This is a genomic window from Nonomuraea basaltis, assembly GCF_005893125.1.
GTDB classification, from domain to species: Bacteria; Actinomycetota; Actinomycetes; order Streptosporangiales; family Streptosporangiaceae; genus Nonomuraea; species Nonomuraea basaltis.
Genome location: NZ_VCJS01000157.1, coordinates 13,147 through 30,012 on the forward strand (window position 1 = coordinate 13,147; position 16,866 = coordinate 30,012).

Consider the following 16,866-nt stretch of genomic DNA (forward strand, 5'->3'; position numbering starts at 1 on the left):
GGTGAACGCGGCGGCGATGCTGGCTGCGGTGCATCGGGCGATGGGGTGCGCTGGTCCGCGGCGGCATCACCTGACGTAGACGCCTAGGCGCGGCAGCGGGTCGAGCAGGCCCGCCACATCGCACTTTCCGCTATCAGCCCGGGTCTCACGCGAAAGCGTGGACCGGTGGATCCGCGACTGGCGGGCCGGCGGGTTCGAGGCGCTACTGCCCGCCGCCCGGCACACCGATCCGCGCAGTGACCGAGCGCGCCGGGCGGTCCGGAAGTCGAGCTCGGCGTCGGTGACGATCCGCTGGTGATCCCGGTCGGCGGACCGGTCGCCCTCTCGGGCGACTTGGCGCGCGGCAGTTCCGGTAGCGGGGCGTACCAGTTCGCTACGCACCATGGTCGGCCCCCGGCTGTGATACTCACGGCAGTGATTTGTCGGAGTTTGCGGCAGAACCGGCTGGCACATAAACCCCCGACAGATGCCGCTTCGCAATACCCGGGACCAAACCCCTAAGCACCCCTATATCGCGGCCGTCGCCGCCCACCGAATCCCGGATACCCATATCTGGCTAGGGGGAGTTATGGTGCCCATTGGGACTAGGGTGGTCATCGTACGCCGGGGACGGCCCGCATTCACACCCCGAGAGCACATGTCCCTTCGGAATCGGAGAAGTTAGATGGCGAGTCTCACGCCGATCGTGGACAGCGCGGTCGACACAACATCCAACGATCCTGCAGAGGCACCGAAGTGCAATTTTGGGCTCGCCGGTTTAAAGCCGAGAATCCTCGGCATCGGCACGGCGGTTCCTGACGCCTCCTACACGCAGGAGGAATTGCTCGACAAATTCCGGGTGACGGATCCGAAGGTTCGTTCGGTCTTTTTGAACAGCGCCAGGCGTTATCCGACGTTGCCGCCGGAGGGAATCGGGCAGCCGGAGAGCCAGGGGCAGCTGCCGGCCAAGCACCGCGTGCAGGCGCCGGACATGGGAAACCGCGCCCTCAACGAGTGCCTGAAGGAGGCCGGGGCCGAGGTCACCGACATCCGGTACCTGGTGTGTGTCTCCTCCACCGGCTTTCTGACGCCCGGCTTCACGGCGCTTATGATCCGTGAGCTGGGCCTCGACCCGAGTTGCGCGAGGCTCGACGTAGTCGGAATGGGATGCTACGCCGGGCTCAACGGGCTCACCGCGGTCGCCGGATGGGCGGCCGCGCACCCCGGCGAACTGGCCGTGTTGGTCTGTACCGAAGCGTGCTCGGCGGCCTATGTGTTCGATGGCACGATGCGCACATCCGTGGTCAACAGCCTGTTCGGAGACGGGGCGGCGGCGCTGGCGGTCCGTGCGGGGGAGGTGCCGGGCGGCTCTCGCGCGGATCTCCCTGAACTGCTGGACTTCGCCAGTTGCATAATTCCCGAGGCAATCGACGCAATGCGCTTCGAGTGGGGCGACGGGGCGGTCAAGTTCAGCTTCTTCCTGGAGCGCGAGGTCCCCTATATCATCGGCGCGCACGCCGAGGGCGCGATAAGCCGACTGCTCGCAGGAAATGGCCTTCGCTGTTCCGAGATGGCGCATTGGATCGTGCATTCCGGCGGCAAGAAGGTGGTGGACTCGGTCCGCGTCAACGTGGTTCTGACCGCGCACGACCTACGGCACACCACCGATGTTCTCCGGGATTTCGGAAATCTGTCGAGCGGCGCAAACAATATGTCGTCCGTCTATTCCTCCGGCGCAGTTGTGGACGTCATCGACCTACGCCTTCAGCTGGACGTTCCGTACTGGTCGTCCGCCGACATCATCTCCGAGATTTCCGAGCTCTGCGACCGGGCCGAGGACTCCGCCGCCCCGCGCCCGGTCGTGCTCGAACTGATCGGCCCCGACCCGGACGCGCAGGCGGTCACGGGATGGACCAAGGAAGTGAGTGTCACTTTGGTCAACAAGTGGGAGCGGGTCCGGCAACGGCAGCAGGCACGGCGCACTCCACCACTGGGACGAGTTCACCGAATGGCGTTGGATCACGACCCTAAACACGGCGGTATCTCCGGCGTTCTGAGTTACTCCGGGACCTTTCGAAGGTGATGAGATGACAGCTGTCCAGATAAACGCTTCGTTCACTCCCGAGCTGGATGCGCCCGAAGAGTGGGACGTGGCCGAGAGCGAGCCGGAACCGGACGCGCGAGCCGCCGTCCGCGCCCTCCGGGAACGGCGTGAGCAGGCCCGGCGCGGCCCGAGCGACCGGGCTACCGAACAGCAGCGCGCGCGGGGCAAGCTGACCGTCCGCGAGCGCATCGCTCTGCTCTTCGACGAAGGCGAGTTCACCGAGATCGACGGGCTGCGACGGCACCGGGCCAGCGGCTTCGGCCTCGAGGACCGCCGTCCCTATACCGACGGGGTCGTGACAGGATGGGGGCCGGTGCACGGGCGCACGGTTTTCGTCTACGCGCACGACTTCAGGATCTTCGGCGGTGCGCTGGGCGAGGCGCACGCGGCGAAGATCCACAAGCTGATGGATCTGGCAGAGGCCGCGGGCGCCCCGATCGTCGGGCTGTGTGACGGTGCGGGGGCCCGCATCCAGGAGGGCGTCTCCGCGCTCGCCGGGTATGGCGGGATCTTCCAGCGCAACGTCCGCAACTCCGGGGTCATCCCGCAGATCAGCGTCATGCTCGGCCCCTGCGCCGGCGGCGCCGCCTATTCCCCCGCGCTGACCGACTTCGTCTTCATGGTCCGCAACACCTCGCAGATGTTCATCACCGGGCCCGACGTGATCCAGTCCGTCACCGGCGAGACCATCAGCTACGACGACCTCGGCGGCGCCGACGTGCACGCCACAACCTCGGGCGTCGCGGCCTTCGTCCACGACGACGAGGCCGAGTGCCTGGAGGAGGTCCGCTACCTCCTCTCGCTGCTGCCGTCGAACAACCGCGAGCAGCCCCCTGCGCTGCCGCCCGGCGATCCGGCGGACCGCCCCACCGACCGGCTCCTCGACCTCGTCCCCGCTGACCCCCGCCGCTCCTACGACATGCGCCACGTGATCGAGGAGATCGTGGACGACGGCGACTTCACCGAGGTGCACGAGCGGTGGGCAGAGAACCTCATCTGCGGCCTGGCCCGGCTCGGCGGCCAGGTGACCGGGATCGTCGCCAACCAGCCGGCCAGGCTCGCCGGAGTCCTCGATATCGAGGCCAGCGAGAAGGGCGCGCGATTCGTCGCGATGTGCGACGCGTTCAACATCCCGCTGGTGACGCTCGTCGACGTGCCAGGGTTCCTGCCCGGGGTCGACCAGGAACACGGCGGGATCATCCGGCACGGCGCGAAGCTGCTGTACGCCTACTGCAACGCGACCGTGCCCCGGATCCAGGTGATCCTGCGCAAGGCGTACGGCGGCGCGTACATCGTCATGGACTCCCGGTCGGTCGGGGCGGACCTGTCCTTCGCCTGGCCGACCAACGAGATCGCGGTGATGGGCGCGGAGGGCGCCGCCAACGTCATCTTCCGGCGGGAGATCGCGGCCGCGGAGGACCCGGAGCGGATGCGTCGGCACCGGGTCGCCGAGTACCGGGAGCAGCTCATGCACCCCTACTACGCCGCCGAACGGGGTCTCGTGGACGACGTCATCGAGCCCGGCGAGACCCGGGCCCGGCTCGTCGGGGCCCTGTCCATGCTCAGTGCCAAGAACGCTTCCCTGCCCAGCCGCAAGCACGGGAACCAGCCGCAGTGAACCAATCACCCGCCGAGCCCCCGACGATCCAGGTCGTCCGGGGGAATCCGGACCCCTACGAATTGGCCGCGCTCACCGTCGTGCTCGCCACGGCGCTGGCCGCCGGCGTCCCCGAGGCCGGCGACCGGCCTGTCACCGTGTCCAGCCGATGGGCCGCGCCGCTCCTCTCGGTCCCCACCCGCTCATGGGCGGCCCGGTCCCATCCCGCGTGGCGACCGCTCTTTTGAGCATGGCCGCCACATCGCACAGAGCATGACAGAAAGGAGGCTGCGGTGGCGCTGCACAAGGTTCTCGTCGCCAACCGCGGCGAGATCGCCGTCCGGGTGATCCGAGCCTGCCACGACGCCGGGATCAGAAGCGTCGCTGTGTACGCCGAACCAGATCGCGACGCCGTTCACGTCCGAGCGGCCGACGAGGCGTTCGCACTGGGAGGCGACACTCCGGCGGCCAGCTACCTGGACACCGCCAAGGTGCTCCGGGCCGCTGCCGACTCTGGTGCCGACGCGGTCCACCCGGGTTACGGATTCCTCTCCGAGAACGGAGACTTCGCCCAGGCGGTACTGGACTCCGGGCTGGTCTGGATCGGGCCGCCACCGCAGGCGATCCGCGACCTGGGCGACAAGGTCGCGGCCCGCCGGATCGCCGAGCGGGCCGGGGCCCCGCTGGTCGACGGCACCCCCGGTCCGGTGGCCGACGCCGCGGAGGTGATGGTGTTCGCCGAGCGGCACGGGCTGCCCATCGCCATCAAGGCCGCGTTCGGCGGCGGTGGGCGCGGTCTGAAGGTGGCGCGGACCATGGAGGAGGTGCCTGCACTCTTCGAGTCCGCCATGCGGGAGGCCGTTGCCGCCTTCGGGCGGGGTGAATGCTTCGTGGAGCGCTACCTCGACAGGGCGCGGCACGTGGAGACGCAGTGCCTGGCCGACGTTCACGGCAACGTCGTTGTGGTCTCCACGCGCGACTGCTCCCTCCAACGGCGTCACCAGAAGCTCGTCGAGGAGGCTCCGGCTCCTTTTCTGAGAACGGAGCAGATCCGGCAACTGTACGACGCCTCGAAGGCCATCCTCCGGGAAGCCGGGTACGTCGGCGCGGGCACCGTGGAGTTCCTTGTCAGCGCGGACGGGACGACATCGTTCCTGGAGGTCAACACCCGGCTCCAGGTGGAACACCCGGTCACCGAGGAGGTGACCGGCATCGACCTCGTGCTCGAGCAGCTGCGCATCGCCGATGGCGAGGCCCTCGGCTACGACGATCCCGAGGCGCGCGGGCACTCTCTGGAGTTCCGCATCAACGGAGGGGACCCCGGTCGGAGCTTCCTTCCGGCTCCCGGGGTAGTGACAGCCTTTGTCCCGCCGTCGGGCCCGGGAGTACGGCTGGACTCCGGGGTGGAGAGCGGCAGCGTGATCGGACCGGCCTGGGACCCGCTCCTGGCCAAGCTGATCATCACCGGCGCCACCCGCGAGCAGGCGCTGCGGCGCGCGGCCCGGGCGCTGGCTGAGTTCCGGGTCGAGGGGATGGCCACCACGCTTCCCTTCCATCGGGCCGTGGTGGCGGATCCGTCCTTCGCCCCGGAGCTGAAGGGCTCGGTGGAACCCTTCTCCGTCCACACCCGGTGGATCGAGACCGAGTTCGTCAATACCATCCCGCCGTTCGCCGGCCCGGAGGCGGGTTCCGCCGGCCAGGGCGAACGGGGGACCGTCGTGGTGGAGGTGGGCGGGCGTCGCCTGGAGGTCTCTGTGCCGGCCGACCTCGGTCTCCGTCCGGCGCGAACTGCGCGACCAGCCACCGTACGGCCCAGACGGCGGGACCTCAGGAAGGCCGCGACCGCAGAGTCCGGCGAGACGCTCGTCGCGCCGATGCAGGGCACGGTCGTGAAGGTCGCTGTGGAGGAGGGCCAGTTTGTCCAGGAGGGTGACCTCGTGGTCGTCCTGGAGGCGATGAAGATGGAGCAGCCGCTCACCGCGCACAGGACCGGCACGGTTCGCGACCTCGCCGTCGAGGTCGGGGCTTCGGTCGGGACGGGCTTCGCCGTTTGCACCATTCCCGGGGGAGCCGACGTTGCGAGTCCGGTATGAGAAGCGCGGGCGCGTGGCCTACGTGACCTTCGACCGTCCCGAGGTCCTCAACGCCATGGATCTGGCCACGCACGAGGAGCTGGCCCGGGTATGGGACGACTTCGAGGCCGACGACGACCTGTCGGTCGCTGTGCTCACAGGGACGGGGGATCGCGCCTTCAGCGTCGGGCAGGACCTCAAGGAGCTCGCGGTTCATTCGGGGCTGGGACGCAGGTCGCCGAGGTGTTCCCGATTCTCCGTGAACGCTGTGTGCAGGTCGCTGATCGCGAGCAGATTCATGTCACTCACACCATAACCACCGGTTGTCCCATCTGACTCATCCAAGAGGGAAATAGGGGGGCCGTTAGGGGTCGAGAGGTGATCTATCAACATATACTGCCGTCATGTTGTCCGGTTCACCGACAATTGGCGATGTCATCAATACGTATAGTCACGAGTCCCCCGTCGCCCCCGAGGATCGTCCTCCCCTTCGGACTCCACCCTGACAGGCTGGTTGACGAGTGGATCTCTGATACTCCGGCAAATATCGCACTCTATGCCTTTCCTTCAGCATGACATGCTGGAGGATGAGGATTGCGGGGGCACGCACGTGCGGGAGAGAGACGGCAAGGAATCGGGGCGTATGGCCTGGGCGCGCAATGTGTCGCGCGCTCGGCGAGGCGGGGGTGGATTGTGTTGGCGGGGATCGAGGCTTGCCCCACACCGTCGTGACGGAACCGGGTGGGGGCGGCGCGCCGACGAGGGGACCGTGGCGTCGGCGGCATGCCTCGTAGCCGAGATGAAGCTCGCGGCGGCCACGATGGAGTCGCCGCCGGAACGGCGGGAGGCCCGCCCCGGCCCGCCATGCATCGTCCGCGACGGCCATGCCGCGCACAAGCATCCCGACGTCAGAATTTGGGCGGCCGAATACTTTCGTGTCCCCTGCGTGTCACCCTGCCCTGCAAACCCTTCTCTCGGACGAAGGACGCCGAGGGGATCGCTGAAATCCGCTGGAAAGAGAAAGTAACTGATCGAGAACGACGACTAGGGTGGTCGGCTGGAGGCATAGGCCATGCAGCTCATCGAACGTGCAGAGGCACTGGCAAACTTCCGTAGCCTTATAGAGAAGGCATTGGGCGGGACCGGCGGAGTCATGTTGATGACCGGTTCCGGCGCCACGGGTAAGAGTGCGTTACTGCAGGCCTGCGCCAACGAGGCTGGCGCGGCCGGGTTCCTTCTGATGAAAAGCGCCGGGTCGCGTGCGGAACGAATGTTTCCCTTGGGGACTCTCGGACAGTTGTTTCGTTCTGCCGAGCTGCCTCCGGAGTTCGCTGACGAGGTGGAGCAGACGCTCGTTCCGGAACCGATCAACGGGATCTCCGGGGTGCCCGACCCGGTGGTGCTCGGGCAGAACCTCACGCATGTCGCGGCGCGGCTGTGCGAGGTCCTCTTGGTGCTCACCAAACGACAGCCGATCCTGCTGTCCGTCGACGACGCGCACAACGCGGACGGCCCGAGCCTGCAGGCCCTGCTCTACATCCAGCGGCGCATGGCGAACGCTCCGCTGCTGCTGGCCGTGACCTCGTTGTCGCAGCGCCGTTCGGTGAACCCCCTGTTCAGCGCCGAGCTCACCGGGCAACCCAATTGCGTTCAAGCGCGGGTCGCCGGGTTGTCGCCGACGGGGGTGGAGGAATTTCTCCGGGAAACGGTGGGCACCGAGCCCGCCGTCCGGCTGGCCCCGGAGTACCACCGGCTGAGCGGCGGGAACCCCCTCCTCCTGCACGCCATGGTGCAGGACTACTGGGACATGGCGCAGGGTGGCTGGTCGCCGGAGGGCTGCCAGCCGGGCGTCGGCCGCCATCTCCACCAAGCAGTCCTGTCCTGCCTGCACCGATGGGATCCGCGGATCCTGGACGCGGCCCGCGGCGTCGCCCTGCTCGGGCGCTCGGCCAGTACCGGCTCGGTGGCGCAACTGCTCGGCGTGAAGCCCGCCCATGTGCTCCCCGCGCTGGAGGCCCTGGACGGGGCGGGGTTGCTGCAGGGATGCCAGTTCCGGCATCCGACGATGCGTAAGGCCGTCCTCCGGGATCTGAGCCCGGACCGGCAGTCCGTCATGTACATGCGGGCGGCTCGGATCATGTATCAGCTCGGCGCCGAGCCCGGGGACATCGCCGACCACCTGCTGACCTCCAGTCCGGCCACTCCGGCCGAAGCGGAGCCGTGGATGGTGGCGGTGCTGCGCGAGGCCGCCCAGGCGGCGCTCGTGCATGACGACCAGGACCGAGCGATCAGTTGTCTGGAGCTGGCCCGGCTCATCTGCGACGACGAAGCGACGAGGGCGGCGATGCTGACCGAGCTGGCCCGGGTGAACTGGTGCCATCGGCCCGCCGCGGCGCTGCGCTTCCTGGCCCCGCTGGAGGACGCGTTCGGGCGCGGTCAGCTTGCCGCCGCGGACGCCCGCGCCCTCAGCAGGTATCTGCTGTGGCACGGCCGGACCTGCCGTGCGGCCGGGGTCTACGACTGGACGGCGCCCTCGTGCGGCACCCCGTCCCGGGGGCATTCCCGGCTCTGTTTCACCCGGGAGTGGGTGCGGTTGATCTTTCCCACCATGTTCGTCGGGGGCGAGGCGGACGGGCCGACGGGTGAGGACGGCACGGCCGGCCGGGAATTCTCGCTGAGCAACCTGCTGCTGGGCAAGGCCGAGGAGGACATTGTCGGCGCTGCCCAGGAGTTGCTGGAAAGCTGCAACCTGGCCGAGGCGGAGCTGGAGGCGGTCTTCGGCGCGCTGCTCACCCTGGCCCATACGGGCCGTTACCAGGAGGCGGTGCGGTGGTGCGAGTCACTCGGCACCGAGGGGGCGGCGCGCGGGTTTTCACGGTGGACGGCCGCCCTCGCCGGGATCCGGTCGTGGCTGGCCGTGCAGCACGGTGAGCTGGGCGAGGCCCGGCGGTACGCGCGGCAGGCTCTGAGCGGGATGTCGCGGACGGGCTGGGGGGTGATCCTCGGGTTGCCGCTGACGGTGCTGCTGCGGGCCACCGTCGCCATGGGAGACCTGGACGAGGCGGCGGAGATCATCAAGCGGGGGGTTCCCGACGACATGCCGCGAACCACGCTGTGGCCGCTCTTCCTGCAGGCCAGAGGGGACTACTACCTCGCCACGAACCGCACGCGGGCGGCGTTGGGCGACTTTCACGAGTGCGGTGAGCTACTGCGCGAGTGGGACCTCGACATTCCCGCGCTCGTGGACTGGCGTTGCGCGATCGCCCGGACGTATCTGCAGATAGGCGCGGTCGAGGAGGCGCGGCAGAAGATCACGGAGCAGTTGTCCATACCCGGCGGCACCCACCCGCGGGTGCACGGCCGGGCGTTGCGGCTGCTGGCGTCGGTCACCGAGCTGCGGCAGCGGCCGGCGAGGCTGCAGGAGGCGATGTCACTGCTGCAACGGTCCGGCGACCTGCTGGAGCTCGGCTGGGCGTACGCGGATCTCAGCGACGCCTACCAGGAGCTCGGCGACATCACCCGTGCGCGGTTGATGGTCCGGCGGGCCAAGCAGATCGCCAAGGCGTGCGAGGCCGGCCCGCTGTCCGCGCGGGTGCAGCCGCGCGAGGAGGACAGCGGCGGAGACCTGGGTGAGGCGGCGGCGCTCAGCGACGCCGAGCGGCGCGTCGCCGCGCTGGCCGCGTTCGGCTACACCAACAGGGAGATCAGCGAGCGCCTGTTCATCACGGTCAGCACGGTGGAGCAGCACCTCACCCGGGTGTATCGGAAGCTCAACGTGAAGCGGCGCGCCGACCTGCCGACCGAGCTGTCCCTGGGCGTACGGGATTCGTCGAAACAGACGTATCCCGTATGACGCATCGCGGCGCGTGTCAGCCGAGGCGGACGGCTCGGGGAACGGAGCGCTGATCACGCGCTCATCCAGGACCTCGAGGAGTGGTCGGCGTCGCTCAGCAGCGTGTCGAACGCCAGTGGCTGCGGTTCCGGCAGAAGGGTGACCAGCAGGCTGATCTTTTTGATCATGCCCGGGGAGTACTCACGCACCGGAGTGATCTCCGCCTCGGCCAGATCCCAGGGGCCGAGCAGCTCTTCCGCGCGCTGCGCGGCCAGCACCGGATCCAGCCCGTACCAGAGGATGACCGAGGTCAGCAGGTCGCGGCCGGTCCAGTGGTCCGGGATATCCGAGTTGTCGACGAGGGTGGACGGCGCGGTGATGGACGATAGCGGCTTTTGGAACACAGGAGTCCCCCGAATCAGCTCAACTGTTGTTCGCCGAAGATGCGGTGCCGAGTGCCTCGCGTACCGGGCGCGGATGGATCGGGGGCTGGCGGAGGAGCACGCGCAGCCCATCGGTCAGGTCGGTCACCGACACCAGTTCGGGGCTGATCAGCCATTGCGCCATCAGCCCTTGGAGCAGGGTGAGGTAGAGCCGGCCCACCGCGCGTGCGGACTCCTCGTCGAGCGACCCGTCCGGGCTGAGCAGCTTGGCCAGCCCCTCCGGGGCGGCGGCCGACGCGAGCGCGAGGCCGAGCCTCTCCCGCAGGTCCGGCGCATGCTCGGCGCAGGTGAGCGCCTCGAAGCTGGCGGCCAGCAGCGGACGGTTCTCCTTGAAGCTGTCGACGATCTGCATCCAGGTCTTCTCGAAGCCCTCCAATGGGTCGGTCGCGTCGGCGTACACGGTGACCTGCCACAGGTCGGTCCAGTCCTGGGTCATCTCGATGAGGGCCTCGCGGAGCAGCGCCTCCTTGGAGCCGAAGTGATAGCCGATGGAGGCGAGGTTGGCCCCTGAGGCGGCGCTGATGTGCCGGGCGGTGGTGTGCGCGTAACCGCGCTCCACGATGCAACGCTTCGCGCCCTCAAGGAGCTGCTCTCGATTTCCCATGACGACAATCCTAACATCATCCATACGTCCGTCCTAGACGCTTGTATATGTATAATCCCCGGCATGGCGCAGATGAATCCCCCCGCCGCGGGACCTCGCGAGTGGCTCGGCCTCGCCGTACTCACGCTTCCTGTGATCTTGCTGTCCAACTCGATCACCATCCTGTTTCTCGCAGTCCCCTGGATCACCGAGGGGCTCCGGCCCAGCGGCGCCGAACTGCTGTGGATCATGGATATCTACACGTTTGTGCTGGCCGGGCTGCTGATACCGATGGGCGCATTGGGCGACCGGATCGGCCGGCGGCGGGTACTGCTGGGCGGCGCGGTGGTCTTCGGAGTCGGCTCGGCCGCCGCGGCGTACGCCACCTCGCCCGAGCTGCTGATCGCCGCGCGGGTGCTGCTGGGCATCGGCGCCGCCACGTTGATGCCGTCCACGCTGGCGCTCATTCGAACGCTGTTCCAGGATCCTGGGCAACGCAAGATGGCGGTGGGCGTCTGGACCGCCGGCTCGTCGGGAGGCGTGGTGCTGGGGCCGCCGCTGGGCGGTTTCCTGCTGGAGTACTTCTCTTGGGGCTCCGTCTTCCTGATCAACGTGCCGTTCATGCTGCTGCTGCTGGTCGCCGGGCTGATGTTGCTGCCGGAGTCCCTGGACCCCCGGAAGGGCCGCTTCGACCTGCTCGGTGCGCTGCTGTCGCTGGCCGCGGTGCTGCCTCTGATCTACGGACTGAAGCAGCTGGCCCTGGAGGAGCCGTCGATCTGGTCGGTCGTCGCACTCATCGTGGGCGTCGGCTTCGGCCTGGCGTTCGTGCGCCAGCAGCGCCGGCTGGCCGACCCGCTGATCGATATCGGCCTCTTCCGGCGGCCGGTCTTCGCGACCGCGGTGGGCGGCTACGCGCTGGTCATGTTCGCTCTCACCGGCGGCACCTATCTCGCCTCGCCGTACCTGCAGCAGGTGCTGATGCTGAGCCCGCTGCCTGCGGCGCTGTGGCAGATGCCTGCCGGGGCCGGGGTGATCGTCGCCGCGGTGGTCGCCGGCTACCTCGCGCAGCGGGTCCGGCCCGGTCCGATCTTCGCCGCCGGCCCCCTTCTCATGGCCGTCGGCCTGCTGATCATGTCGCAGGTCCGGGTGGACTCCGGGCTGGCGGTGTTGGTGCCGGGGATGATCCTGGTGGGCGCGGGCACCGGGATCGTGGCCACGGTGGCGGTGGACATCGTGCTCGGCAGCGTGCCGCCGGAACGGTCCGCGCGGGCCTCCGCGCTGTCGGAGACCAGCCTGGAGCTGGGGACCGCGATGGGCATCGCGCTCATGGGTCTGATCAGTACCGTCGTCTACAGCCGGACGTTGCTGGACACGATGCCGCAGGGGGTGCCGGAAGCGGAGACCGCGGCGGCGTCCGAGACCCTTTCGGCGGCGCTCGCGATCGCCGCCGACCTGCCCGGCGAGCTGGGCGCCCAGCTCGCCGCAGCGGCTCGGGCCGCGTTCACCCTCGGCATGCAGGTGCCGCTCTACGTGACCGCGGCGCTCATGATGGCGCTGGCCGCCATCGCGCTGTTCGCGCTGCGCCGCGCCGGCGTCAAGCACGCGGAGACCGAGGTGCCTGAGGTGCCTGGGGTGGACTGAGGTGCACTCAGGTGCAGGTGCGCGGGCTCCCCTGTCGGCTGCCCCGGCCCCCATACGTGGTTCATCGGGCCGGGGCGAGGTCCATTAGGGGTTGATCTAGGGGGAACGTCCGCCTCTACCGTGGCGATCGTCGATCCGATCGCCGGCTAGGTGGAGGCACCATGCCCGAAGGCGCCAACCCGGTAGCCGATTACGAGTTGGGACTGCGCCTGCTCAACGCCCGCGCCACGCAGCGGGTGCTGGGCAGCCTGGGCGACCCTTACGCCCTGGTCTTGCGCGGCGCCGACGATCCCTACCCCCTCTACGCCGCGATCCGTGAGCGCGGCCCGATCTACCACAGCACGACCGGAAGCTGGGTGACCGCGGCCCCGGAGGTGATCGCCGAGGTTCTGGCAGACCCGCGGTGGCGGATGTCGGGCCCGGACGGCTCGCCGGTCGCCGAGCAGCCGCTGCCCTTCTACGGGTACGGCACGCTGGGCGCCGAGGCCGACGAGCACATGCGGCTGCACGCCCACTGGCGGCCTCTGGTCGACCCGGAGGCGCTGGCCGCCCATCGCAAGACCGTCGAGCGGGAGTGCCTGGCCCGCCTCGACCGGGTCGCCGGCGGCGATCTCATGGCCGACTACGCCTGGCCGGTGGCGACCGCCGCCACCGGCGCGTTGCTCGGGGTTCCCGCCGCCGCGCTGCCACGGTACGCGGAGTGCTGCGCGGGCGCCGAGGCGCTGCCGGACTCCCTGCTCGCCGCCCAGCCGCTGGCCCTGGTCCGCCAGATAGAGGACGCCGTGGCCGGGCTCGACGGGCTGTTCGGCGGGGCGCCCGGGACCCCGGACGGGACGGAAAGGCCCGACCGGGCCGTGCGGGTGCTGCTGTCCGCCGCCGCCGTCCCGGCCACAGCGCACCTGGTGGGCAACGCGGTCCACGCGCTGCTGGCCGAGCCCGGGCGGTGGGCGGCACTGTGCCGGGATCCGGACCTGGCGTCGGCGGCCGTGGCGGAGACGCTACGGTACGACCCGCCGGTGCAGGTGGAGATCCGGGTGGCCGCGGCCCCGGTCGAACTGGCCGGGACAGATCTGGCAGCGGGCAGCCACCTGGTGATGATCAGCGCGGCCGCGGGCCGGGACGGGGCCCGGCACCCGGAGCCGGACCGCTTCCGCCTCGATCGGCAGGCCGAGTCGGAGCCGCTCACCTTCGCCGGCGGGCTCCACCACCTCCCGGTCGCCCCGCTGGTGCGTGCGCAGGCCGAGGTGGCGCTGCGGATTCTCGCCGAGGCGCGGCCGAACCTGCGGCCGTCCGGCGCGCCGGTGTACCGGCGGCGCGCCCCCGTGGTGCGCGGCCCCGTCGAGCTGCCCGTGCTCGGGCTTGGAGAGACCTGATGCGTGTCCTGCTGACCTCGTTCGCCCTCGCCTCGCACTACAACTGCCTGGTGCCGCTCGGCTGGGCGCTGGCCGCCGCCGGACACGAGGTCCGGGTGGCCAGCCAGCCCTCGCTGACCGACGCGATCACCGCCTCGGGGCTGACCGCGGTCCCGGTCGGCACCGATCCGGCGCTGGAGGAGGTGCGGGAGCGGCCGGCCGCGGCGATGGGCCCGCCCCAGGTGCACGAGGACCGCGACGAGCCGGTCACCTGGGAGCAGGCTCTGGACTTCGACACGGTGATCGCGCCGCTGCTGCTGGCCGCCACCAACAACACGGCGATGGTGGACGAGCTGGTCGACTTCGCCCGGCGATGGCGCCCGGACCTGGTGATCTGGGAGCCGTTCACGCTGGCCGGCGCGGTCGCGGCGGAGGCATGCGGGGCGGCGCACGCCCGGGCGCTGTGGGGCCTCGACGTGCTGGGCAGCGCCCGCCGCACCTTCCTGGACCTGCGTGCCCGGCAGCCGCGGGCGCACTGGGAGGACCCGGTGGGCGAGTGGCTGACGCTGACCCTGGCGCGGTACTCCCGCCCGTTCACCGAGGAGGTGACCACAGGGTGGCTCACGATCGACACCACGATGCCGCCGAGCCTGCGGCTGCCGGTCGGGGCACCGGTGGTAGGCATGCGGACGCTGCCGTACAACGGCCGCTCCGTGATGCCGGCCTGGCTGGCCGAGCCTCCCCGCCGCCCCCGCGTCTGCTTCACCCTGGGCGGGACCGGCGGCGACTTCCTGCACGACTGGGCGATCGGCCCGGCCGAGCTGGTGAGGGCGGCGGCCGAGCTGGACGTGGAGGTGGTGGCCACGCTCGACGCCGAGCAGCGCGCCCGCCTGGGACAGGTGCCGGGCAACGTGCGCATCGTCGACTTCGTGCCGATGAACCTGCTGATGCCGACCTGCGCGGCGGTGGTGCACCACGGCGGGGCCGGCACGTTCAGCGCCGCGCTGCTCAACGGGGTGCCTCAGCTGATGGTTGCGAACACCTGGGACTGCCCGGTGAAGGCCAGGCGGCTGGCCGACTACGGTGCCGGCGTCTACATCCCGCCGCCGAAGCTCGACGCCCGCGGCTTCCGGGACTCGGTGGCGGCGCTGGTGCACGAGCCCGGCCCGCGGGCCGCGGCCGACCGGCTGCGCCGGGAGATGCTCACGGAGCCCACCCCGGCGGAGCTCGTCCCCCGGCTGGAACGCCTGGTCGCGATGGATCGCGCGGGCACGTCAGGGGATGACCCCGGTGCGATACGGGACCTCGGCGTGGCCGAGCGCGCCCTGCGGTGACCGGGTGGTTGAGATGAGTCGACGGCCGACCGCGAAGGGCACCGTGCCGTTCCGGGAGTACCGCACCTGGTATCGGGTGAGCGGTGACCTGTCCGGCGGGCGCCCGCCACTGGTGGTGCTGCACGGCGGGCCCGGGAGCACGCACGATTACCTGCTGCCGCTGTGCGAGCTGAGCGACGCCGGCCAGCCGGTGATCCACTACGACCAGCTGGGCAACGGCGGCTCCACCCACCTGCCGGAGAAGGGCGCGGACTTCTGGACCGTGCGGCTGTTCCTCGACGAGCTGGACAACCTGCTCGGGCGGCTCGGGGTGGCCGACGGCTACCTGATCTTCGGCCACTCCTGGGGCGGCATGCTGGGTGCCGCGCACGCCGCGACCCGCCCGCGCGGGCTGCGCGGGCTGATCATCGCGAACTCGCCGGCCTCGATGCCCACCTGGCGCGCGGAGATGGTACGGCTGCGCGCCACGCTCCCGCGGGAGGTGCAGGAGACGCTGGCCCGGCACGAGGCCACAGGAACCACCGACAGCCGCGCCTACTTCGACGCCATGCGCGTCTTCTTCGACCGGTACGTGTGCCTGGTGAACCCGTGGCCGCGGGAGTACCGGGCGTCCTTCATGGAGATGCACAACAACCCGACCGTCTACTACACGATGAACGGGCCGACCGAGTTCCACGTCGTCGGCACGCTGCGCGACTGGTCGGTCGTGGAGCTGCTGCCGTCCATCGGGGTGCCGACCCTGATCATCTCTGGGCGGCACGATGAGGCGACCCCGGAGAGCGTCCGCCCGTTCCGAGACCTCATCCCGGACTCCCACTGGGAGATCCTCGAGAACTCCAGCCACCTCCCGCACCTGGAGGAACCCGACCGGTTCCGGGAAGTGCTGCTGGCCTACCTCGCCACTGTTCACGGGACCCATCCGGGGACCCGCGCAAGCGACGCCGCGACAGGGAGTTGACGTGAGCCGCATATTGCCCGACCCGAACCCGAGCCCGCGGAAGGGCCGCCCGCGCGCCCTGGTGAGCGGAGTGGCATCCGACTCGCACACCTGGAACCTGGTCTTCCTGCAACTGGTCTGCGAGGAGGAGGGCCTGGACGTGGTGAACCTGGGCCCGTGCGTCCCGGACGAGCTGCTGGTCACCGAGTGTGTGGACCAGCGCCCCGTCCTCGTGGTGATCAGCACCGTCAACGGGCACGGGTACCGGGAGGGCCTGCGGGTCGTCCCCAAGCTGCGGGCCCGGCCGGAGCTGGCCGACGTCCCGATCGTGATCGGCGGCCGCCTCGGGGTGACCGGGCGGCGGGAGGACGGCCTCGCCGGCGAGCTCACCGCGGCCGGCTGTGACCGGGTCTTCGATCGCGGTCCGGAAGACCTCGAGGAGTTCAGGACACTGGCCGCCACGGTGGCCTGGACGGCGGACGACGCTGCGGCGCGGGCGCCGGTCCAGTTCGGCTGAGTCCGCGGTGGCCGCGGGATTCGGCGGTTTCGTGGCCGACACCGCCGCGAGCGGCGAGCTGGTGGTGCAACCCCGGATGGGGTTCGGCGACGTGGCGACCATGCGCGCCGGGCTGCTCGCCACGAAACGCGCCCGCGCGGCCACCGCCGGCACGATCACCGTGGACAGCTACACCCGGGTGGGCGACTTGGACTCGGCGGCCGCGGCGCTGGCCTCCGGCGCCGCGCTCAACGGGTACCCCCTGGTCAGCCATGGCGTCGCAGCCAACCGAGAGCTGCTGCGCGGGGTGCGGGACGCCACCTTTCCTGTGCAGGTGCGGCACGGTTCGGCCAACCCCGGGAAGATCTTCGAGGCGTTGCTGGACGTCGGCCTGGACGCCACCGAGGGCGGCCCGGTCTCCTACTGCCTGCCGTACAGCCGGATCCCGCTGAACCAGGCGGTCGACCACTGGGCCCGCGGCTGCGAGCTGCTGGCC

The 16,866-nt window shown here is 70.1% G+C and carries 14 protein-coding genes and 1 pseudogene; 12 read left to right on the forward strand and 3 right to left on the reverse strand.

The window, feature by feature from the left end; translation table 11 throughout:
• Window positions 1-66: 66 nt before the first annotated feature.
• Window positions 67-384, reverse strand: a complete 318-nt coding sequence (locus EJK15_RS78480; protein WP_240777670.1) for a hypothetical protein — start codon at window positions 382-384, stop codon at window positions 67-69.
• Window positions 385-664: 280 nt separating this feature from the next.
• Between EJK15_RS78480 and dpgA the strand changes: the two genes are divergently transcribed.
• From dpgA to EJK15_RS47445, 6 genes are all read left to right on the forward strand, one after another.
• The gene (gene dpgA, locus EJK15_RS47420; protein WP_206061541.1) at window positions 665-2,062 is read left to right on the forward strand and encodes a 3,5-dihydroxyphenylacetyl-CoA synthase DpgA; all 1,398 of its coding nucleotides are present in this window, start codon (window positions 665-667) and stop codon (window positions 2,060-2,062) included.
• 67 nt (window positions 2,063-2,129) lie between these two features.
• Window positions 2,130-3,701 carry an acyl-CoA carboxylase subunit beta gene (locus tag EJK15_RS47425; protein ID WP_420847143.1) on the forward strand — a complete coding sequence of 524 codons (1,572 nt, stop codon included), beginning with the start codon at window positions 2,130-2,132 and terminating at the stop codon, window positions 3,699-3,701.
• Entirely contained in the window at window positions 3,698-3,928 is a 231-nt protein-coding gene (locus EJK15_RS47430) for an acyl-CoA carboxylase subunit epsilon (protein ID WP_138717041.1), read from the forward strand. Before EJK15_RS47425 ends, EJK15_RS47430 begins: the two co-directional genes overlap by 4 nt.
• Window positions 3,929-3,979: 51 nt before the next feature.
• Window positions 3,980-5,773, forward strand: coding sequence for an acetyl/propionyl/methylcrotonyl-CoA carboxylase subunit alpha (locus EJK15_RS47435; protein WP_138717050.1), 1,794 nt, complete (start codon window positions 3,980-3,982; stop codon window positions 5,771-5,773).
• On the forward strand, window positions 5,757-6,068 hold the full coding sequence (locus EJK15_RS47440) for an enoyl-CoA hydratase-related protein (protein ID WP_206061542.1): 312 nt from the start codon (window positions 5,757-5,759) through the stop codon (window positions 6,066-6,068). Before EJK15_RS47435 ends, EJK15_RS47440 begins: the two co-directional genes overlap by 17 nt.
• A 756-nt stretch (window positions 6,069-6,824) precedes the next feature.
• Window positions 6,825-9,605 (forward strand): ATP-binding protein, encoded by a 2,781-nt coding sequence (locus EJK15_RS47445; RefSeq protein WP_138717042.1) that lies wholly within the window; start codon window positions 6,825-6,827, stop codon window positions 9,603-9,605.
• Between the two features lie 53 nt (window positions 9,606-9,658).
• On the opposite strand, the gene EJK15_RS47450 is transcribed toward EJK15_RS47445, so the two are convergent.
• Together EJK15_RS47450 and EJK15_RS47455 are read right to left on the reverse strand one after the other, a co-directional pair.
• Window positions 9,659-9,988, reverse strand: coding sequence for a P-loop NTPase family protein (locus EJK15_RS47450; RefSeq protein WP_138717043.1), 330 nt, complete (start codon window positions 9,986-9,988; stop codon window positions 9,659-9,661).
• Between the two features lie 19 nt (window positions 9,989-10,007).
• The gene (locus tag EJK15_RS47455) at window positions 10,008-10,631 is read right to left on the reverse strand and encodes a TetR/AcrR family transcriptional regulator (protein ID WP_171074941.1); all 624 of its coding nucleotides are present in this window, start codon (window positions 10,629-10,631) and stop codon (window positions 10,008-10,010) included.
• Between the two features lie 63 nt (window positions 10,632-10,694).
• Between EJK15_RS47455 and EJK15_RS47460 the strand changes: the two genes are divergently transcribed.
• The 6 genes and pseudogenes from EJK15_RS47460 to EJK15_RS47485 form a co-directional block, all read left to right on the forward strand.
• Window positions 10,695-12,251: an MFS transporter gene (locus tag EJK15_RS47460; RefSeq protein WP_138717045.1), complete on the forward strand. Its 1,557-nt coding sequence runs from the start codon at window positions 10,695-10,697 to the stop codon at window positions 12,249-12,251.
• 161 nt (window positions 12,252-12,412) lie between these two features.
• Window positions 12,413-13,624, forward strand: a complete 1,212-nt coding sequence (locus EJK15_RS47465) for a cytochrome P450 family protein (RefSeq protein WP_138717046.1) — start codon at window positions 12,413-12,415, stop codon at window positions 13,622-13,624.
• The gene (locus tag EJK15_RS47470) at window positions 13,624-14,937 is read left to right on the forward strand and encodes an activator-dependent family glycosyltransferase (protein WP_138717047.1); all 1,314 of its coding nucleotides are present in this window, start codon (window positions 13,624-13,626) and stop codon (window positions 14,935-14,937) included. Before EJK15_RS47465 ends, EJK15_RS47470 begins: the two co-directional genes overlap by 1 nt.
• A 13-nt stretch (window positions 14,938-14,950) precedes the next feature.
• Window positions 14,951-15,895 carry a proline iminopeptidase-family hydrolase gene (locus tag EJK15_RS47475; protein ID WP_138717048.1) on the forward strand — a complete coding sequence of 315 codons (945 nt, stop codon included), beginning with the start codon at window positions 14,951-14,953 and terminating at the stop codon, window positions 15,893-15,895.
• A 1-nt stretch (window position 15,896) separates the two neighbouring features.
• On the forward strand, window positions 15,897-16,391 hold the full coding sequence (locus tag EJK15_RS47480; protein WP_206061543.1) for a cobalamin B12-binding domain-containing protein: 495 nt from the start codon (window positions 15,897-15,899) through the stop codon (window positions 16,389-16,391).
• Window positions 16,392-16,398: 7 nt separating this feature from the next.
• Window positions 16,399-16,866 (forward strand): annotated as a pseudogene (locus EJK15_RS47485) (methylaspartate mutase); the annotation flags it as partial.